Source organism: Enterobacter sp. 296B2, assembly GCF_034106185.1.
Classification (GTDB): domain Bacteria; phylum Pseudomonadota; class Gammaproteobacteria; order Enterobacterales; family Enterobacteriaceae; genus Enterobacter; species Enterobacter cloacae_N.
In genome coordinates this window covers 47,768-64,126 of record NZ_JAWNCA010000016.1, presented here as the reverse complement: position 1 = coordinate 64,126, position 16,359 = coordinate 47,768, and the positions used below count along the sequence as shown (strand labels likewise).

Here is a 16,359-nt window from a genome sequence, read left to right as displayed (position 1 = left end):
ATGCGGGTATTGATCGTTAAAACCTCCTCAATGGGCGATGTTCTGCATACGCTGCCGTCGCTGACGGACGCTATGCGGGCCATCCCCGGCATCCGTTTTGACTGGGTGGTGGAAGAAGGCTTCGCGCAGATCCCCACCTGGCATGAAGCGGTTGACCGCGTGATCCCGGTCGCGATTCGCCGCTGGCGCAAAGCGTGGTTCTCCGCACCGATCAAAGCCGAGCGTAAAACCTTCCGTGAAACGGTGCAGGCGCAGCGTTACGACGCAATCATCGACGCCCAGGGGCTGGTGAAAAGCGCCGCGCTGGTCACGCGTCTGGCGCACGGCGTAAAGCACGGCATGGACTGGCACACCGCCCGCGAACCGCTGGCGAGCCTGTTCTATAACCGCCGCCACCACATCGCAAAACAGCAGCACGCCGTGGAACGCACCCGCGAGCTGTTCGCAAAAAGCCTCGGCTATGCGAAACCGGAAACCCAGGGCGACTATGCCATTGCACAGCACTTTTTGCGCAATACAGATCCCTGTGCTCAGCCTTATCTTGTCTTCCTGCATGCAACTACGCGTGACGATAAGCACTGGCCGGAAACGCACTGGCGAAGGCTGATTGAACTAATGCAACCCTCCGGTATCCATATTAAACTCCCGTGGGGCGCTGAGCATGAACGGCAGCGTGCGGAGCGTCTGGCAGCAGGCTTTCCCCACGTTGAGGTTTTACCCAAACTCACGCTGGCGCAGGTTGCCGCAGAGCTGGCAGGCGCTAACGCCGTTGTTTCCGTGGATACGGGTTTAAGCCATTTAACCGCGGCGCTGGATCGTCCAAATATCACACTTTTTGGTCCGACCGATCCCGGCCTGATCGGGGGCTATGGCAAAAACCAGCATCAGATGGTCAGCCCGACTCAGCAAACGAAGGATATCAGCGCAGATGCGATTTTTTCATTTTTACAGGGCAGCCGCTGGCTTTCCAACAGGGATATTTAACCCATGAGTTACGTATTTCTGCTGATTTTACTCTTTCCGGTGAAGCTTCTCCGGAAGCTGTTTCGCAAGGAGACAGGTAAAAACCTGGTCATTCAAACAGCTAAAATCGGCGATTTTGTTAATGCTACGCCTCTTCTGGCCTGGCTGCAAAAAAGCGACGTGCTGATCAGCCGCAGCGTGGGTGCGCTGGCGAAACATGATGAGACTATCGACGAGATTTTTTTTATCGAGCAGCAAAAGCGTAACCTGTGGCGAAAGCTTCGCTTTGCCTGCAGGATTATGAACCGCTATGACAACGTATACCTGCTGCAGCCTAACAGCGTGAATCTCTTTTTCGCCTCCGTATGCAATGCCAAAAACAAACAATTTTTAAGCACTTATACGCGCAGGTGGTATCACGGGATTTTCTATGCAACGGCCGATGGTACGGTTAAGCACGAAAAGAAGACGCTGTCCGTCACGAACTATCTTAAGCTGGCGGATCGTGCGCTGACCTGGCAAGACTCTCCCAAGCACGCCACAAAGCCACTGTTTAAACCCGCGACTTACCCGGCGATCCTTGATAAACCAGGTGCGATCCGCATTGGCATCAGCATCGCCGCAGGAAATAAAGCGAAAACCGTTCCGCCGGTCATCTGGAAGCAAATTGCCGATCGTCTGGCAGACCTGCCATGCGAGTTTTATGTCTTTGGCGCCCCGAATGAACAGTCGTGGATGGACGATATCACCCGGGCTTATGGTGAGCTGCCCAACTTTATTAATCTGATTGGCAAGATCTCGCTGGAAGAGCTTCCGTGGGCCATTTCTAAGATGGATTGTTATATCGCGTCCGATTCGGGGAATGTCTATATTGCCGATGCGGTTGGCGTGCCGGTCGTCTTATTGTTCGGACCGTGCTGCCACTATGAGCAACGCCCGCTTGGCAACGTGTTGCTGATTGGCAACGATGCCAATATATGCTCGTATGTTTTTGAAACACGATATTACTTCTCACAAAGCCGGGAAGAACTCTTCGCGGTAACAGACGAATCGCTGGACGAACTCAAACATTTCATTTGCGGACTGCCAACAGCAAATTCTGCCCTTGATGCGCAGGGAAACTAATTATTATGGCTTTTCTCAGCATCATTATTGCCGCACACAACGCTGAAGACACGCTTCACGCCACGCTGGAAAGCCTGCAAAACGCGATTGAGAATGCAGGCGATGAAGTCGAAGTCATTATCTTTAATGACAGTTCCGGTGATTCCACACAGGATATTATTGAGACGTGGTTGCCAAAGCTTCCGCATGCCCAATCCCATTACGTTGAGTACCGTAACGTAGGGCATGTTCGAAATAGCGCAGTCTCGCTGGCGTCGGGCGAATACATCACGATGCTGGATAGCGACGATCTGTTGAAGCCGGGTAGCGTCCGGGATGCCGTCGCCTTCCTGAAAGCAGAGCGTCCTGATATGTTGCTGACGCGCCTGCTGGAAATTCGCGATATGCGGAAAATTACCTCCGCCTGGCAGGGATTCACCCCCGTCTCATTGTCGCAAAGTGATGCAATAAAGCGTTTCTTGCAGCACAAAGATTTTCAGGCGCACCTCATCGGGCAATTCGTACACCGCAGGCTGTACGCAACCAACCCGATCCCTTCTATGGTCTGCTATGAAGATTTCGCGGTATTTCCCGGCATGCTGATGCAATCGCGTAAAATCGTCTATCAGCGCCAGGGGCACTATTATTACATCAAACGCAGCGGCAGTTTGTCGAGCCGTCTTGACGCCAGTAAAATCGCTACGCTGGTTGAATGCACATTACAGATGGAAAAAACATTCCCGCCATCATTTAAGCATCTTATTAATTGCCACTGGTTTGATATTTACAGTAATCACCGACAACACCTGACCGATGTGCAGCTCAAACTGGTTAAGCAGCGGGTGAAATCACTTTATTCTTTCTCTTTTTTCTTCTCCAGAGATGTACGTTTCAGCTACAAAAAAAGGGTCATTGAGGCATTATGGAAAAAGTAAAACTGCGGCTCTATCAGCTGGCACTGATTTTGAGCCTCATTTCGCTGGCGCTGGCGCTGCTGAGCTCAGGTAAACAACGCGAATTTTTCTATATTGCAGTTTATGCCAGTATTATCGGCTTAGCTTGCGAATATAAAAAAATTACCCTGCGCCCCTTTTCAATCGCGCTTCCTATATTACTGATAGGGTTGCTCAATCTTGTCTGGTATATGGTGTATGAATATCACAGCGAAGGTTTAAACGCTTACAGTGATTATCTTGGTGCCAGTAAAAAACTGATTTTAGCGAGCATTCTCGTTTTTTATCTGGACCGATTTAAAAATTACGTCGATAAAAGCGCTTTCCAGAAGTACTTCCTGTACGCGGCAGGTGCGGGTTTTGTCCTCGCCACGGGGTATGGCTTGTGGCAGGCAACGCAGGGTGTAGATCGAGTTGAGATGGCCATAAATCGTCCTACCGTATCGGCCTATGTTTACTCAGTTCTGTCGCTGGCGCTGGTGTACAGTCTCTATCTTCAAAAAAACAGAAAACTGTATGTGGTAGCGGGTTTCACCGTATTAATTTCCTGGTTCGTCATTCTTTTGACAGGGACGCGTGCTGCAATGGGGCTGTATTTGCTTCTGGCGATTGTGCTCACGCTTTACCACTTCAGAAGAATTCATCTTAAATCGATGCTCATTTTCTTATGTGTTGTGGCAGGCATTATTATCGTTAGCTACAAGCCTTTGATCTCCCCCAAAATAGATCAAACACAGATGGAAGTAGAACGCTTCCAACAAGGCTATGACGCCACATCACTCGGCGCGCGTTTTTCCATGTGGATTGTTGGTATTCAGAACGGACTTGCCCACCCACTGGGACAATCAATTGAAGACCGAGAGGTATGGACGCAGCGTTATGTTAAAGAAGGGCATCCCCACCTCGCCTCGGCGCTCCAGTATATTAGGATACATCTGCACAATGAATTCATCGAAAAATACTCTCTGCAGGGGCTACCGGGACTGGCGATATTACTCTTTTTCTTCGTTTCGATAATCGCATACGCGCTGAAGAACAGAAATGGCCTGCTGCTGACGACCATGCTGCTTTTGTTGCTTTATGGCCTGACGGACGTCATTTTACTGAGCTCAGAAGCCCTAATCTTCTTTGTAACCCTGTTTGCGTTGAGCCCCCCTTTCTCGCAATCCAGGAACCATCATTAAGCGATAATGCCCGCCATGCGGGCATTATTTTTTCTTGTACTGATAAAATTCCGCCAGCGTCATCCCAATCGTCTTATCGGATAACCAACTAAAGAGCACTTCCAGATCCTGATACAACCCTTCGATCGCCGCCTCATCTTTAAACGTGGGGCTTCCGCCAGGCATAAATTCAGACGAGTGAAGCATAAACTCCACGTAGTCATTTCCCTGAGACAAGCATTGCTGCGCGACCTGAATCATCTGCGGCGCATTTCCACCCGTCGGTCGTAGCCAGTTCACCGAGGGCGAACGGTATTTCCCGCGAAGACGATCGTACCCCTGTTTGATCGTGTTCAACCAGGCCGGATGTTTATACTGAATGCTCATCGGCACTTCCAGCAATGGGCTATTGCCCACCCGGGAAAGAGTATCTAAATCCATAAAATAGGCGTGGTCGGGGAAATGCTGATAATCCGTTCCGCCATTACCCTGCGGAGCACCTTTCGCGTTGCGCCAGTTCACGCGCGGCGTCACGGAGCAATCAACCTGGTAACCCAGTTCAACGAGCAATTTTGCATAGCGGCTATCAAATGCCCAGCGCCCGGCACGGTGGCTCAGCATTTTGGTCTGGAATGTCTCTTCCAGCAGACGGGTCATGAACAGCACTTTCTCACGCATCACCTCGTCTGAAAATTCAATCAGATACGGCTGCCAGCGCCAGTCATCTCCCGTGAGATCGTGCTCAGGCGGGCTATTCCATGCGTGAAGGTGCATTCCCACCTCCCCCTGCCTGCGAGCAATCACGTCCCTGGCGAACTCAATGAAAACGGGATCAATTGCCATCTCATAGTTTGTCAGCCATACGGGCTTAAAACCAAAACGTTCACAAAGGGTCTGAAAGCGGGCCAGATAGCGCGCGTTTTCCGTTTTAATGACGCGGTGATTCTGCCAGAGATTATCGCCCTCAGTATCAATCGTGATGATAAACGCTGGTTTTTTCATAATGAGTCCGCATGACAGGGAAGTTAGCGCTATGTTACGCACTCACCAAAGCCTGAGTAAAGCCTCCCTGGGAAATTCCTGAGATTATGGAGAAAGAGTGCAAGTCGCTACCAGGTCTATTAGAATTGCCAACAGTACAACGCCGATAAGATGATGATGAATAACTTACCTGACACGCCTGATTTGCGCATTTTACTGATCAAACTCCGCCATCATGGCGATATGTTATTGACCACTCCCGTCATTGATTCGTTACGTCAAAAATGGCCGCAGGCGCAAATTGACGTGCTGTTGTATGAAGAAACGCGCGATATGCTCGCCGCCCATCCGGCGATTGGCACTATTTATGGAATCGATCGTAAATGGAAGCAGCTGGGCACGCTAAAGCACCTTCAAAAGGAGTGGCAGCTGCTCTGCGCATTACGAAAGCAACATTATCATCTGGTGATTAATCTTGCCGATCAGTGGCGTAGCGCTATCGTCACCCGCTTCACCGGTGCGCCGGTTCGCCTCGGATTCGCCTTTAACAAACGCAACAATCCATTCTGGCGTTTCTGCCATAGTGAATTAGTCTCTGTTGCAAATCACAAATCCCTGCACACCGTCGAACAAAATCTCTCCATTCTGTCGCCATTACAGGTCGCACCTAAGCCGGCGGTTACCATGGCCTACAGCGCAGAAGACTGGCACCACGCCCGCCAGCTGCTGGTGCAAAAAGGAGTGGGCGATAACTACATCGTCATCCAGCCGACGTCACGCTGGTTCTTCAAATGCTGGGATGAGAGCAAAATGGCGCAAACCATCACCGCGCTGCAGCAGGATGGGCATACCGTCGTCCTCACGGCCGGGCCGGATAAAAAAGAGCTGGCGATGATCGATCGCATTCTCGCCGCCTCACCGAAGACGGGGGTCGTCTCGCTGGCGGGACAGCTAACGTTGCGCCAGCTGGCCTCGCTTATCGATCACGCGTGTCTTTTTATTGGCGTTGACTCCGTGCCGATGCATATGGCCGCCGCGCTGCAGACGCCCTGCGTGGCGCTGTTTGGCCCTTCCAAACTGACGTTTTGGTCTCCATGGCAAGTCAACGGTGAAGTCATCTGGGCGGGCGACTACGGCCCCCTTCCCGATCCCGACGCCATTGATACCAAAACGAAAGAACGTTATCTCGACGCCATTCCTGCTGATGCTGTCGTCTCCGCTGCAAGGAGATATCTGTCATGAAACACCATCGCCTGGCGATTGTTCGCCAAAAGTATCGCCCTGATGGCGGGGCGGAGCGCTTCGTTTCACGTGCTCTCACCGCGCTGAGCAACCAGAATCTTGAACTCAACGTCATTACGCGTGAATGGCAGGGCGAAAAGCAGGACGACTGGCATATCCATATTTGCGACCCGCGTAAATGGGGCCGCATCAGCCGCGAACGCGGTTTTGCCCATGCCGCCCGCGCGCTGTGGCAACAACAGCAGTTTGATATTGTGCAAAGCCATGAGCGTATCCCGGGCTGCGATATCTACCGCGCTGGAGATGGCGTCCATCGCCGCTGGCTGCTGCAGCGTGCGCGCATTCTGCCCGCCTGGCGCGCGCAGATGCTGATGTTCGATCGCTATCACCGCTACGTGATGCAAGCCGAACGAGAAATGTACCAGGCCCCAGAGCTGAAGGCGGTTATCTGTAATGCGGAGATGATCAAACGCGAAATCGTCGAAGACTTTGATATTGACGCAAAAAAAATACATGTGATTTATAATTCAATTGATTCCAGCCGCTTCATTCCAGCCCAGGAAGCACAGCGAGCCGCGCTGCGTCAGCAATTTGGTTTCCCAGCCGATGCCGTGGTGTTCTGTTTTGTAGGGTCGGGATTTGAACGAAAAGGATTGGCCAGCGCCATACGCGCTATCGCAGGAACGCCAGCCTGGCTGATTGTGGTTGGACAGGATAAAGCAGAACATCGTTATCGTGACCTCGCCCGCTCATTAGGCTGCGAAGGGCAAATCCGTTTCCTGGGGATGCAGAAAGAAACTCTGCCTTTTTATCAGCTATCCGATGGTTTACTGTTGCCAACGCTGTATGATCCGTTTCCAAACGTCATTCTTGAAGCGATGGCCTGCGGCTTGCCCGTCATTACTTCAGAGAGCTGCGGTGGCGCTGAATTTATTCAGCAAGGCCAGAACGGATTTTATTGTGACGCCCTGGATATCGACACATTGAAGGAGGCAATTGCAGCCACCCCTTCTCTGGGAAAAAATAACACGATGGGGCAAGCGGCACGTGAACGCGTAAAAAGCGCCACCCCCGAAAAACTGTCAAGTCAGCTTATTTCGCTTTATCAAAAATTACTGGATTAAAAATGCGTATCCTAATGATTATTGATGGTTTACCCGGTGGGGGAGCTGAAAAAACAGTTCTTACACTTTCCAGCGGATTAATGGAAATGGGGCATCAGGTCTCCCTTTTCTCTCTGCGGAAAGTGTGTGATTACGCCATCCCGGAAGGCATTGATTATCAGGTGGTTCAGGATACCTGCAAAAAACCGTGGCGAAAGCTGACGGAGATCCCGCGCCGCGCCCGCCTGCTGGATCAGGCAATTGAGCGGGCTGAGCGCAGCGGAAAATTTGACGTTGTGTTCTCTCATCTGCACAAAACGGACCGCATTGTGGCGCACTGCCGCGCGCTGGAACGTGATAAAGTCTGGTTCTGCGTGCATGGCATGTTCTCGTTCTCTTATCTCCGCCACCGTAGCGGGCTTTCGCGCTGGTTTAAGCATCTTAAAATTCGTCATACCTACGAAAACCGAAACGTTGTCGCCGTCTCAGGCGCCGTGTGGAAAGATCTTTCCGAGACGCTGGCTCTCAAACTCCGGCGTAAAGCGGTTATCCATAATCCTTTTGATATCCCTGAGATTCAGCGTCTGGCGGATGCTCCTTTCGAGATGCAAGGGAAGGATTACATCATCCATGTTGGCCGCTTCCATGAACACAAACGCCACGACCGCCTTTTACGCGCGTTCGCACAGAGTCAGCTTGACACTACGCTTGTCATGATGGGCAATGGCTCCGAAGCCAAAATTCAAAAACTTAAGCAGCTTGCCCGCGATTTGGGTATTGAAAACAAAACGGTTTTCCGTCCGTTCGACGCTAACCCCTACCCCTGGATAAAAGGTGCACGCCTCTTAGTGTTAAGCTCTGACTGCGAAGGTTTTGGTAATGTGCTGGTGGAATCCATTATCTGCCAGACGCCACCGGTCAGTACCAATTGTCCGGGTGGCCCCGCAGAAATTCTCACCGGCGCCTTAGCGCGCGGGCTGGCAGAGTTAAATGACGCGTCACTGGCAAAAACCCTGGTAGATATTTATACCGCCCCGCCGGTCGTTGGCGATGCAACGATTGCGTCGTTCGGTATCAATGCCATCTGCCAGCAGTACATTGCTTTGGTCGACAATCAAAAATAATCAGGTTTCTTATGCAAAATTCAGCGCCATTGTTAAGCGTGGTGGTTGCCGTTTATAACGGCGAAGCTTTTCTGGATCAGTTCTTTACCTGCCTTGTGAATCAACGCATCGACAGCATGGAAGTCATCATTGTCAATGACGGCTCGACTGACCGCTCGATGCAGATCGTCGAAAGCTGGCGTGAAAAACTGCCGCAGATACAGGTGATTGAACAGCATAACCAGGGTGTTTCCATCGCGCGTAATACCGGCCTGGCCGTTGCAACCGGTCAGTATCTCTCTTTCCCGGATATTGATGATGTCTTCAAACCTGGCATGTACCAGCGTCTGCTGGATATGGCCGTTACGCAGGATCTGGATGTCGCCACCTGCAACGGCAACTATGTCTGGGAAAATGACAGGAAACCTTCTCGCCCTATCTTCCCTGAGGATAAACTCGCCTCGACGGGCGTCATGACGGGTCCGGCATGGCTGAAGATGGCGCTGGATTCACGTAAGTTCCTGCACGTGACCTGGCTTAATATTTATCGCCACGATTTTATTCGTAAACACCGTTTCCATTTCGAACCCGGCCTGCGCCATCAGGATATCCCGTGGACCACCGAGGTGCTGCTTGCCGCAGAGCGCGTTCAGTACACCAGCGAACGCTTTTATGACTACTACATTCACTCTGCCTCGGTATCGCACACGCCGGATAATGACGACACGCTGATTCGCTCCGCGCGCCACTACATGAAAATCCTGCAGATGCTTGATGCCATTAACCAGCGTTACCCGGATAAAGTGAAAAATATCCCCGCCTGCTACTGGCAAATCGCCAAAGAGGGGTTGGGAATCATTCATACCTTCGACAACATGAAGGATGAGGCAAAGAAGACAATGATTATCAAAGAGTTCTTCGACACCGGGATCTGGAAGCTTATCTGGAAAAGTGCCAAAAGCCCGCGTTTGCGCTGGCGCCTGGGCCGACGCTACTTCCGTTTAAAACGGTATCTGGCATAAGAGATAGCTTTACCTGGCTTAAATGCTTAGAATTTGCCCGCCGAAACTAAAAAGACGGATAATCGCTTGGAATTGTTGTATACCGCCCTGCTCTATATCATTCAGCCACTGGTGTGGCTGAGACTGTTGCTTCGTAGCCGTAAAGCGCCTGCGTATCGTAAACGCTGGGCTGAACGCTATGGCTTTTGCCGCAATAAAGTCGCGCCGGACGGTATTTTGCTGCATTCCGTTTCTGTTGGTGAAACGCTGGCGGCGATCCCGCTGGTTCGCGCTCTGCGCCATCGCTACCCGTCTCTGCCAATTACCGTCACCACCATGACGCCAACCGGCTCAGAGCGCGCGTTATCCGCGTTTGGTAAAGACGTTCATCACGTCTACCTCCCTTACGATCTGCCCTGCGCCATGAATCGTTTCCTGAACACCGTTCGCCCGAAGCTGGTGATCGTGATGGAAACCGAGCTGTGGCCGAACATGATTTCCGCTCTGCATGCCCGTAAAATTCCGCTGGTGATTGCCAACGCGCGCCTGTCAGAGCGCTCGGCGAAAGGTTACGGCAAGCTGGGTAAATTTATGCGCCGCCTGCTGAGCAAAATCACGCTGATTGCTGCGCAGAATGAAGAAGACGCGGCACGCTTTATCTCTCTGGGCCTGAAGCGCAACCAGCTTGCCGTAACCGGCAGCCTGAAATTCGATATTTCCGTTACCCCTGAACTGGCCGCCCGCGCCATCACGCTGCGCCGCCAGTGGGCTCCGCGTCGTCAGGTCTGGATTGCCACCAGTACTCATGAGGGTGAAGAGGCGATTATCCTGCAGGCGCACCGCAAGCTGCTGGAAAAATTCCCTGATTTACTGCTGATCCTCGTGCCTCGTCATCCGGAACGTTTTAAAGATGCCCGCGAAATGGTGCAGAAAGGCGGCTTCAGCTTCACTCTGCGCAGCAGCGGAGAGATCCCTTCCGGCAGTACCCAGGTGGTGATTGGCGATACGATGGGCGAACTGATGCTGCTCTACGGCATTGCTGACCTCGCCTTTGTTGGCGGAAGCCTGGTGGAACGCGGAGGCCATAACCCGCTGGAGCCGGCAGCCCACGCCATTCCTGTGCTGATGGGGCCACACACGTTTAACTTCAAAGATATCTGCGCGAAATTACAGCAGGCCGATGGTTTAATTACCGTGACCGATGCGGACTCGGTCGTCAAAGAGGTATCGACCCTTCTGACGGACGAAGATTACCGCCTGTGGTACGGTCGCCACGCCGTCGAAGTGCTGCACCAGAATCAGGGCGCACTCACCCGTCTGCTGCAGCTTCTGCAACCTTATCTGCCTCAGCGGAGCCACTAATGTCTACGCGTCTGTCGGTCGTCATGATCGCCAAAAACGCCGCCGACCTGCTTCCGGACTGCCTGGCCTCCGTCGCCTGGGCTGACGAGATCGTCATTCTCGACTCCGGAAGCACGGACAACACGGTGGACGTTGCCCGGGCAGCGGGCGCAAAAATCTTTACCAATACTGACTGGCAAGGCTATGGCATCCAGCGCCAGCGCGCGCAGGGGTATGCCACCGGTGATTACGTGTTGATGCTCGATACCGACGAACGCATCACGCCGGAGCTTCAGCAGGCCATCCAGGCGGTGCTTTCCTCGCCCAAGCCCGGCGCCGTATACAGCATCGCCCGCCGCAACTACTTCCTTGGCCGCTTCATGCGCCACAGCGGCTGGTATCCTGACCGCGTTATGCGCCTCTACGAGCGCGAGCGCTATCAGTACAACGACAACCTGGTCCATGAGTCACTGACCTGCGACAGCGCCCAGGTCATCCCCCTGACGGGCGATTTGCTGCACCTGACCTGCCGTGATTTCGCCAGCTTCCAGCAAAAGCAGCTCAACTATGCCACCGCATGGGCGCAGGAGCGTCACCAGCGCGGCAAGAAGGCCTCGCTGACGGGTATCTTCACCCACACGCTGGGTGCGTTTCTGAAAACGCTGCTGCTGCGTGGTGGCGTGCTGGACGGTAAGCAGGGCTGGTTACTCGCGGTAGTGAATGCCCAGTATACTTTCAACAAATACACCGAGCTGTGGGCGCTCTGCCGCGGCTACTCAGAGAAAACGTGAGCCATGAGCACAAAAGCGATTTATCCGGGTACCTTCGATCCGATCACCAACGGTCATCTTGATATCATCACCCGTGCGGCGTGCATGTTCGACAAGGTGATCCTGGCCATTGCCGCCAGCCCCAGCAAAAAGCCGATGTTTGACCTCAACGAGCGCGTACAGCTCGCCACCGATGCCATTTCGCACCTGTCGAATGTTGAGGTGGTCGGGTTTAGCGACCTGATGGCGAACTTCGCCCGCGCCCAGCAGGCCAATATTCTGATCCGTGGCCTGCGCGCGGTGGCAGACTTCGAGTATGAGATGCAGCTGGCGCACATGAACCGCCACCTGATGCCGGAGCTGGAAAGCGTATTCCTGATGCCATCAAAAGAGTGGTCGTTTATCTCGTCCACGCTGGTGAAAGAGGTGGCGCGCCATCACGGGGACGTTACCCATTTCCTGCCGGATAACGTCCACCAGGCGCTGATGGACAAGCTAAAGTAGCGCTATTTCTGGCACTGACGGCAGTAGAACGTGGCTCGCTGGGCGTGCTTTGCGGCAGCGATCGGCGTCCCGCATACCCGGCATGGCTCACCTTTACGGCCATACACCTGCAGCTCCTGGGCAAAATAGCCCGGTTTACCGTCGCTTTGCAGGAAGTCCTTCAGCGTGGTCCCGCCCTGCTCAATCGAGCGCAGTAATACGGCTTTAATGACCCGGACCAGCAGCTCACACTCCTGCGCCGACAGCGATGATGCCAGCCGATCGGGATGGATCCCGGCCGCGAAAAGCGATTCACTGGCGTAAATATTCCCCACGCCGACCACCAGCTTGTTATCCATCAGCCAGGGCTTGATCGGAGCCTTCTTCTTCGCACACTTCTCTTTCAGGTAGTCCGCGTTGAACGCGTCTGAAAGCGGCTCAGGGCCCAGATGCGCCAGCACGTTGTGTCCTTCCAGCTCCTTTGTCCACAGCCACGCGCCAAAGCGCCTGGGATCGGTGTAACGGAGCACTTTGCCGTTGCTCATCACCAGATCGACATGGTCGTGCTTTTCCGCAGGCAGTTCTTCGGTCAGGATGCGCAGGCTCCCGGACATCCCCAGATGGATAATAATCCAGCCGTCAGGCAACTCCAGCAGCAGGTATTTCGCGCGGCGCTGCACGCTAAGGACGGGTTTGTCGCTTAACGCGTGGATCTCATCGGACACCGGCCAGCGCAGACGTCCATTGCGAACGACAGCATGAAGAATAGTCGCGCCGACCAGATGGGGCTCAATGCCGCGACGGCTGGTCTCTACCTCAGGTAATTCAGGCATGGTTCCTCCGTTGAGATGCAGAATGCAAAAAACCCCGCAGTTGCGGGGTTTTTCAATACAAGGAGGCTAAAATTATTTGATTTTAGCTTCTTTGTACAGTACGTGCTGGCGTACAACTGGATCGAATTTTTTCAGTTCCAGTTTTTCCGGCTTAGTACGTTTGTTCTTCGTGGTGGTGTAGAAGTGACCTGTACCAGCAGAAGAAACCAGCTTGATTTTCTCGCGAATACCTTTAGCCATGATTTATTTCCTCTTTAAGTACTTAGTACTTTTCGCCACGGGCACGCAGTTCAGACAGAACTGTATCGATGCCTTTCTTATCGATTACACGCATACCTTTAGCAGATACGCGCAGGGTGACAAAACGCTTCTCGCTCTCAACCCAGAAACGGTGAGAGTGCAGGTTCGGCAGGAAACGGCGTTTAGTCGCGTTCAGTGCGTGGGAACGGTTGTTACCGGTCACCGGACGCTTGCCAGTAACTTGGCAGACTCGGGACATGTCTATTCTCCAAAAATCAAATTAGCTCGAGCTTCGTATGGGGTATCGGCGCCTCGTCAGGCTTTACAGCCCGGTCATCGCGTAGTTCTAAGTGAACTCTCGATTGCCAGGCCCAAATGCCAAACCCGAGATTCTCAAAGGTGGCGTAGTATACGCTGACTCGGCGGTGTGCTCAAGTCCCGAACAGACAAAGATCCCGATGGATCGCCAGAAATAGTCTAAATCCAGCCATGTTCTGCAAAAGAAATGTACTCTCCGCGGCCAATTATCAGATGGTCCAGCACACGAATGTCCATGAATTGACAGCATTTGATAATGCGCTCGGTGATTTCTTTGTCCGCTCTGCTCGGTTCTGCACAGCCAGAGGGGTGATTATGCGCGAGGATCACGCCTGCTGCATTCACTTTTATCGCTTCGCGCACAATTTCACGCGGATGCACCTCAACGTGGCTCAGTGTACCTGAAAAAAGGCGGGTATGCTTAAGCACCCGGTTTCGGTTGTCGAGAAAGATCACCATAAAGATCTCCCGCTCCAGACCGGATAGCTGGCTTTGCAGAAATTCTCGGGTCATGTCAGGGGTAAGGATCGGATCTTGCTCCTCCATCTGCACGTTATAAAATCGCCGGGCAAGTTCAGCAATACCCCGTAACTGGGCATATTTCGCGACGCCAATGCCTTCTACGTGCGCAAACTCCTCCAGTTCGGCTGTCAGCAAACCATACAGTGAACCAAAATGGTCTATCAGATTTTTCGCCAGCGTAAATACCGTTTTTCCCTTCGTACCTGTACGTAAAAAGAGCGCCAGCAGCTCGTCGTCTTTTAATAACGTGACGCCATGACGCAGCATTTTTTCGCGCGGTAGCAGCAGTTCAGTCTCTTCCATGCCCGGCCTCCTTCTGTTTGCCATTATGCTGCCACAGGCAAATCCGGGGCTCGACGCTGAAGTTTCGTTCTTGCGTAGCGCCTCGCAAAGTGAATAAAGGACTTCATCACCCCGTATTTGGGATTGTGATAAAATGCCCGCTCTCTGGTGAAACCCAACAGGAAAGAATCATGATGAGCCTGGCCGGTAAAAAAATCGTTCTTGGCGTGAGCGGCGGTATTGCTGCCTATAAAGCGCCGGAGCTGGTGCGTCGTCTGCGCGAGCGCGGGGCGGACGTGCGGGTCGCGATAACCGAAGGCGGTAAAGCCTTTATCACCCCTCTGAGCCTGCAGGCGGTTTCAGGATACCCGGTATCTGACAGCCTGCTCGATCCGGCCGCCGAAGCCGCGATGGGGCATATTGAGCTTGGGAAATGGGCCGATCTGGTGATTCTTGCCCCAGCCACGGCGGATTTGATTGCCCGCGTGGCGGCCGGTATGGCGAACGATCTGGTTTCGACCATTTGCCTCGCGACACCTGCACCTGTCGCCGTTGTGCCCGCCATGAACCAGCAGATGTACCGCAACGCCGCCACCCAGCATAATCTGGAGACGCTGGCCTCGCGCGGACTGCTTATCTGGGGCCCGGACAGCGGCAGCCAGGCCTGCGGCGACGTTGGCCCAGGGCGTATGCTCGACCCGTTGACGATTGTAGATATGGCTGTCGCCCATTTCTCACCTGTCAACGATCTGCAACATCTCAACATCATGATTACTGCGGGTCCCACGCGCGAGCCGTTGGACCCGGTGCGCTACATCACCAACCACAGCTCCGGCAAGATGGGCTTTGCAATTGCTGCCGCAGCGGCAAAACGCGGTGCTAACGTCACGCTGGTCAGCGGCCCGGTCTCGTTACCTACGCCACCTTTTGTGCAGCGCATTAATGTCACCACCGCGCTGGAGATGGAAGCCGCCGTGCAGGCTCATGCGCAACATCAGCAGATTTTTATCGGCTGCGCGGCCGTGGCAGACTATCGTGCCGAGACCATCGCCGAATCTAAAATCAAAAAGCAAGGTGATGAATTAACACTGAAAATGGTGAAAAACCCGGACATTGTTGCTGGGGTCGCCGCACTAAAAAACCATCGTCCTTACGTTGTTGGATTTGCCGCAGAAACGAATAATGTGGAAGAATATGCCCGGCAAAAACGTACCCGCAAAAACCTCGATTTAATTTGCGCGAACGACGTATCGCTGGCCACGCAAGGATTTAATAGCGACAGCAACGCACTGCACCTTTTCTGGCAGGATGGAGATAAAATCTTACCGCTTGAGCGCAAGGAACTCCTGGGCCAACAATTACTGGACGAGATCGTTACCCGTTATGATGAAAAAAATCGACGTTAAGATTCTGGACCCGCGTGTTGGCGAGCAATTCCCGCTGCCAACCTATGCCACCTCCGGCTCTGCCGGACTTGACCTGCGCGCCTGTCTCGATGACGCCGTAGAACTGGCTCCCGGTGCCACTACCCTGATCCCGACTGGCCTGGCGATCCACATTGCTGACCCATCTCTGGCGGCAGTGATCCTGCCGCGCTCTGGTCTGGGCCATAAGCACGGCGTTGTGCTGGGTAACCTGGTCGGCCTGATCGACTCCGACTACCAGGGTCAACTGATGGTATCCGTCTGGAACCGTGGCCAGGACAGCTTCACCATTGAACCGGGCGAGCGTATCGCGCAGATGGTTTTTGTACCGGTGGTTCAGGCAGAATTTAACCTGGTGGCAGACTTTGATGCCACCGACCGTGGCGAAGGCGGCTTCGGCCATTCCGGGCGCAAATAACCGCCCGACACACACGTATCTCGCAGCGCCATAACGCAATAACAAACCGCAAACGTCAGTTTGCGGTCGCTGTGTGGATGCCAGCCTGGCAAGTGCTTATTTTTCAGGGGTATTT

18 protein-coding genes are annotated in these 16,359 nt (G+C 53.3%); 13 read left to right on the top strand and 5 right to left on the bottom strand.

Going from position 1 to position 16,359, the window contains the following annotated elements; translation table 11 throughout:
• Genes rfaC through URZ40_RS13445 form a run of 4 tightly spaced genes read left to right on the top strand, consistent with a single transcriptional unit; the run spans nt 1 to nt 4,204 of the window.
• Nucleotides 1–984, top strand: a complete 984-nt coding sequence (gene rfaC / locus URZ40_RS13460; RefSeq protein WP_320720675.1) for a lipopolysaccharide heptosyltransferase RfaC — start codon at nt 1–3, stop codon at nt 982–984.
• A 3-nt stretch (nt 985–987) separates the two neighbouring features.
• A complete protein-coding gene (locus URZ40_RS13455; RefSeq protein WP_320720674.1) occupies nt 988–2,088 on the top strand; it encodes a glycosyltransferase family 9 protein in 1,101 nt (366 codons plus the stop codon).
• 5 nt (nt 2,089–2,093) lie between these two features.
• A complete protein-coding gene (locus URZ40_RS13450; protein WP_316380410.1) occupies nt 2,094–3,002 on the top strand; it encodes a glycosyltransferase family 2 protein in 909 nt (302 codons plus the stop codon).
• The gene (locus URZ40_RS13445) at nt 2,990–4,204 is read left to right on the top strand and encodes an O-antigen ligase family protein (protein ID WP_316380409.1); all 1,215 of its coding nucleotides are present in this window, start codon (nt 2,990–2,992) and stop codon (nt 4,202–4,204) included. The genes URZ40_RS13450 and URZ40_RS13445 overlap by 13 nt, the downstream gene beginning before the upstream one ends.
• A gap of 24 nt (nt 4,205–4,228) precedes the next feature.
• Here the strand turns inward: URZ40_RS13445 and URZ40_RS13440 are convergent, their stop codons facing one another.
• Nucleotides 4,229–5,185, bottom strand: a complete 957-nt coding sequence (locus tag URZ40_RS13440) for a polysaccharide deacetylase family protein (RefSeq protein ID WP_320720673.1) — start codon at nt 5,183–5,185, stop codon at nt 4,229–4,231.
• Between the two features lie 150 nt (nt 5,186–5,335).
• Here URZ40_RS13440 and rfaQ point away from each other — a divergent pair, with 150 nt between their 5' ends.
• The 7 genes from rfaQ to coaD all read left to right on the top strand — a co-directional run bounded on the left by rfaQ (nt 5,336) and on the right by coaD (nt 12,228).
• Nucleotides 5,336–6,406, top strand: coding sequence for a putative lipopolysaccharide heptosyltransferase III (rfaQ, locus tag URZ40_RS13435; RefSeq protein ID WP_320720672.1), 1,071 nt, complete (start codon nt 5,336–5,338; stop codon nt 6,404–6,406).
• Nucleotides 6,403–7,530 (top strand): glycosyltransferase family 4 protein, encoded by a 1,128-nt coding sequence (locus tag URZ40_RS13430; protein ID WP_320720671.1) that lies wholly within the window; start codon nt 6,403–6,405, stop codon nt 7,528–7,530. The genes rfaQ and URZ40_RS13430 overlap by 4 nt, the downstream gene beginning before the upstream one ends.
• Before the next feature lie 2 nt (nt 7,531–7,532).
• The gene (locus URZ40_RS13425; RefSeq protein WP_320720670.1) at nt 7,533–8,633 is read left to right on the top strand and encodes a glycosyltransferase; all 1,101 of its coding nucleotides are present in this window, start codon (nt 7,533–7,535) and stop codon (nt 8,631–8,633) included.
• A gap of 11 nt (nt 8,634–8,644) precedes the next feature.
• Entirely contained in the window at nt 8,645–9,634 is a 990-nt protein-coding gene (locus tag URZ40_RS13420; protein ID WP_316380402.1) for a glycosyltransferase, read from the top strand.
• A gap of 66 nt (nt 9,635–9,700) precedes the next feature.
• Nucleotides 9,701–10,975 carry a lipid IV(A) 3-deoxy-D-manno-octulosonic acid transferase gene (gene waaA / locus URZ40_RS13415; protein ID WP_116342973.1) on the top strand — a complete coding sequence of 425 codons (1,275 nt, stop codon included), beginning with the start codon at nt 9,701–9,703 and terminating at the stop codon, nt 10,973–10,975.
• Nucleotides 10,975–11,745 carry a glycosyltransferase family 2 protein gene (locus tag URZ40_RS13410; RefSeq protein WP_163330023.1) on the top strand — a complete coding sequence of 257 codons (771 nt, stop codon included), beginning with the start codon at nt 10,975–10,977 and terminating at the stop codon, nt 11,743–11,745. The genes waaA and URZ40_RS13410 overlap by 1 nt, the downstream gene beginning before the upstream one ends.
• Nucleotides 11,746–11,748: 3 nt before the next feature.
• Nucleotides 11,749–12,228, top strand: coding sequence for a pantetheine-phosphate adenylyltransferase (gene coaD, locus URZ40_RS13405; protein ID WP_320720669.1), 480 nt, complete (start codon nt 11,749–11,751; stop codon nt 12,226–12,228).
• 2 nt (nt 12,229–12,230) lie between these two features.
• Here the strand turns inward: coaD and mutM are convergent, their stop codons facing one another.
• The 4 genes from mutM to radC form a co-directional block, all read right to left on the bottom strand.
• Nucleotides 12,231–13,040, bottom strand: a complete 810-nt coding sequence (gene mutM / locus URZ40_RS13400; RefSeq protein WP_116342967.1) for a bifunctional DNA-formamidopyrimidine glycosylase/DNA-(apurinic or apyrimidinic site) lyase — start codon at nt 13,038–13,040, stop codon at nt 12,231–12,233.
• Nucleotides 13,041–13,112: 72 nt separating this feature from the next.
• Nucleotides 13,113–13,280, bottom strand: a complete 168-nt coding sequence (gene rpmG, locus URZ40_RS13395) for a 50S ribosomal protein L33 (RefSeq protein ID WP_003024094.1) — start codon at nt 13,278–13,280, stop codon at nt 13,113–13,115.
• A 22-nt stretch (nt 13,281–13,302) separates the two neighbouring features.
• The gene (gene rpmB, locus URZ40_RS13390; RefSeq protein WP_002436699.1) at nt 13,303–13,539 is read right to left on the bottom strand and encodes a 50S ribosomal protein L28; all 237 of its coding nucleotides are present in this window, start codon (nt 13,537–13,539) and stop codon (nt 13,303–13,305) included.
• A gap of 218 nt (nt 13,540–13,757) precedes the next feature.
• A complete protein-coding gene (gene radC, locus URZ40_RS13385) occupies nt 13,758–14,423 on the bottom strand; it encodes a DNA repair protein RadC (RefSeq protein ID WP_316380399.1) in 666 nt (221 codons plus the stop codon).
• Between the two features lie 173 nt (nt 14,424–14,596).
• On the opposite strand from radC, the gene coaBC reads away from it, so the two are divergent.
• Together coaBC and dut are read left to right on the top strand one after the other, a co-directional pair.
• A complete protein-coding gene (gene coaBC, locus URZ40_RS13380; RefSeq protein ID WP_320720687.1) occupies nt 14,597–15,808 on the top strand; it encodes a bifunctional phosphopantothenoylcysteine decarboxylase/phosphopantothenate--cysteine ligase CoaBC in 1,212 nt (403 codons plus the stop codon).
• The gene (dut, locus tag URZ40_RS13375; RefSeq protein ID WP_015570042.1) at nt 15,786–16,244 is read left to right on the top strand and encodes a dUTP diphosphatase; all 459 of its coding nucleotides are present in this window, start codon (nt 15,786–15,788) and stop codon (nt 16,242–16,244) included. The genes coaBC and dut overlap by 23 nt, the downstream gene beginning before the upstream one ends.
• The last annotated feature ends 115 nt before the right edge of the window (nt 16,245–16,359 follow it).

Bases quoted from the DNA above. Each gene is read 5' to 3' on its own strand.
- rfaC (WP_320720675.1), top strand. From the start codon at position 1: ATGCGGGTATTGATCGTTAAAACCTCCTCAATGGGCGATGTTCTGCAT.
- URZ40_RS13455 (WP_320720674.1), top strand. From the start codon at position 988: ATGAGTTACGTATTTCTGCTGATTTTACTCTTTCCGGTGAAGCTTCTC.
- URZ40_RS13450 (WP_316380410.1), top strand. From the start codon at position 2,094: ATGGCTTTTCTCAGCATCATTATTGCCGCACACAACGCTGAAGACACG.
- URZ40_RS13445 (WP_316380409.1), top strand. From the start codon at position 2,990: ATGGAAAAAGTAAAACTGCGGCTCTATCAGCTGGCACTGATTTTGAGC.
- URZ40_RS13440 (WP_320720673.1), bottom strand. From the start codon at position 5,185: ATGAAAAAACCAGCGTTTATCATCACGATTGATACTGAGGGCGATAAT.
- rfaQ (WP_320720672.1), top strand. From the start codon at position 5,336: ATGATGATGAATAACTTACCTGACACGCCTGATTTGCGCATTTTACTG.
- URZ40_RS13430 (WP_320720671.1), top strand. From the start codon at position 6,403: ATGAAACACCATCGCCTGGCGATTGTTCGCCAAAAGTATCGCCCTGAT.
- URZ40_RS13425 (WP_320720670.1), top strand. From the start codon at position 7,533: ATGCGTATCCTAATGATTATTGATGGTTTACCCGGTGGGGGAGCTGAA.
- URZ40_RS13420 (WP_316380402.1), top strand. From the start codon at position 8,645: ATGCAAAATTCAGCGCCATTGTTAAGCGTGGTGGTTGCCGTTTATAAC.
- URZ40_RS13410 (WP_163330023.1), top strand. From the start codon at position 10,975: ATGTCTACGCGTCTGTCGGTCGTCATGATCGCCAAAAACGCCGCCGAC.
- coaD (WP_320720669.1), top strand. From the start codon at position 11,749: ATGAGCACAAAAGCGATTTATCCGGGTACCTTCGATCCGATCACCAAC.
- mutM (WP_116342967.1), bottom strand. From the start codon at position 13,040: ATGCCTGAATTACCTGAGGTAGAGACCAGCCGTCGCGGCATTGAGCCC.
- rpmG (WP_003024094.1), bottom strand. From the start codon at position 13,280: ATGGCTAAAGGTATTCGCGAGAAAATCAAGCTGGTTTCTTCTGCTGGT.
- rpmB (WP_002436699.1), bottom strand. From the start codon at position 13,539: ATGTCCCGAGTCTGCCAAGTTACTGGCAAGCGTCCGGTGACCGGTAAC.
- radC (WP_316380399.1), bottom strand. From the start codon at position 14,423: ATGGAAGAGACTGAACTGCTGCTACCGCGCGAAAAAATGCTGCGTCAT.
- coaBC (WP_320720687.1), top strand. From the start codon at position 14,597: ATGAGCCTGGCCGGTAAAAAAATCGTTCTTGGCGTGAGCGGCGGTATT.
- dut (WP_015570042.1), top strand. From the start codon at position 15,786: ATGATGAAAAAAATCGACGTTAAGATTCTGGACCCGCGTGTTGGCGAG.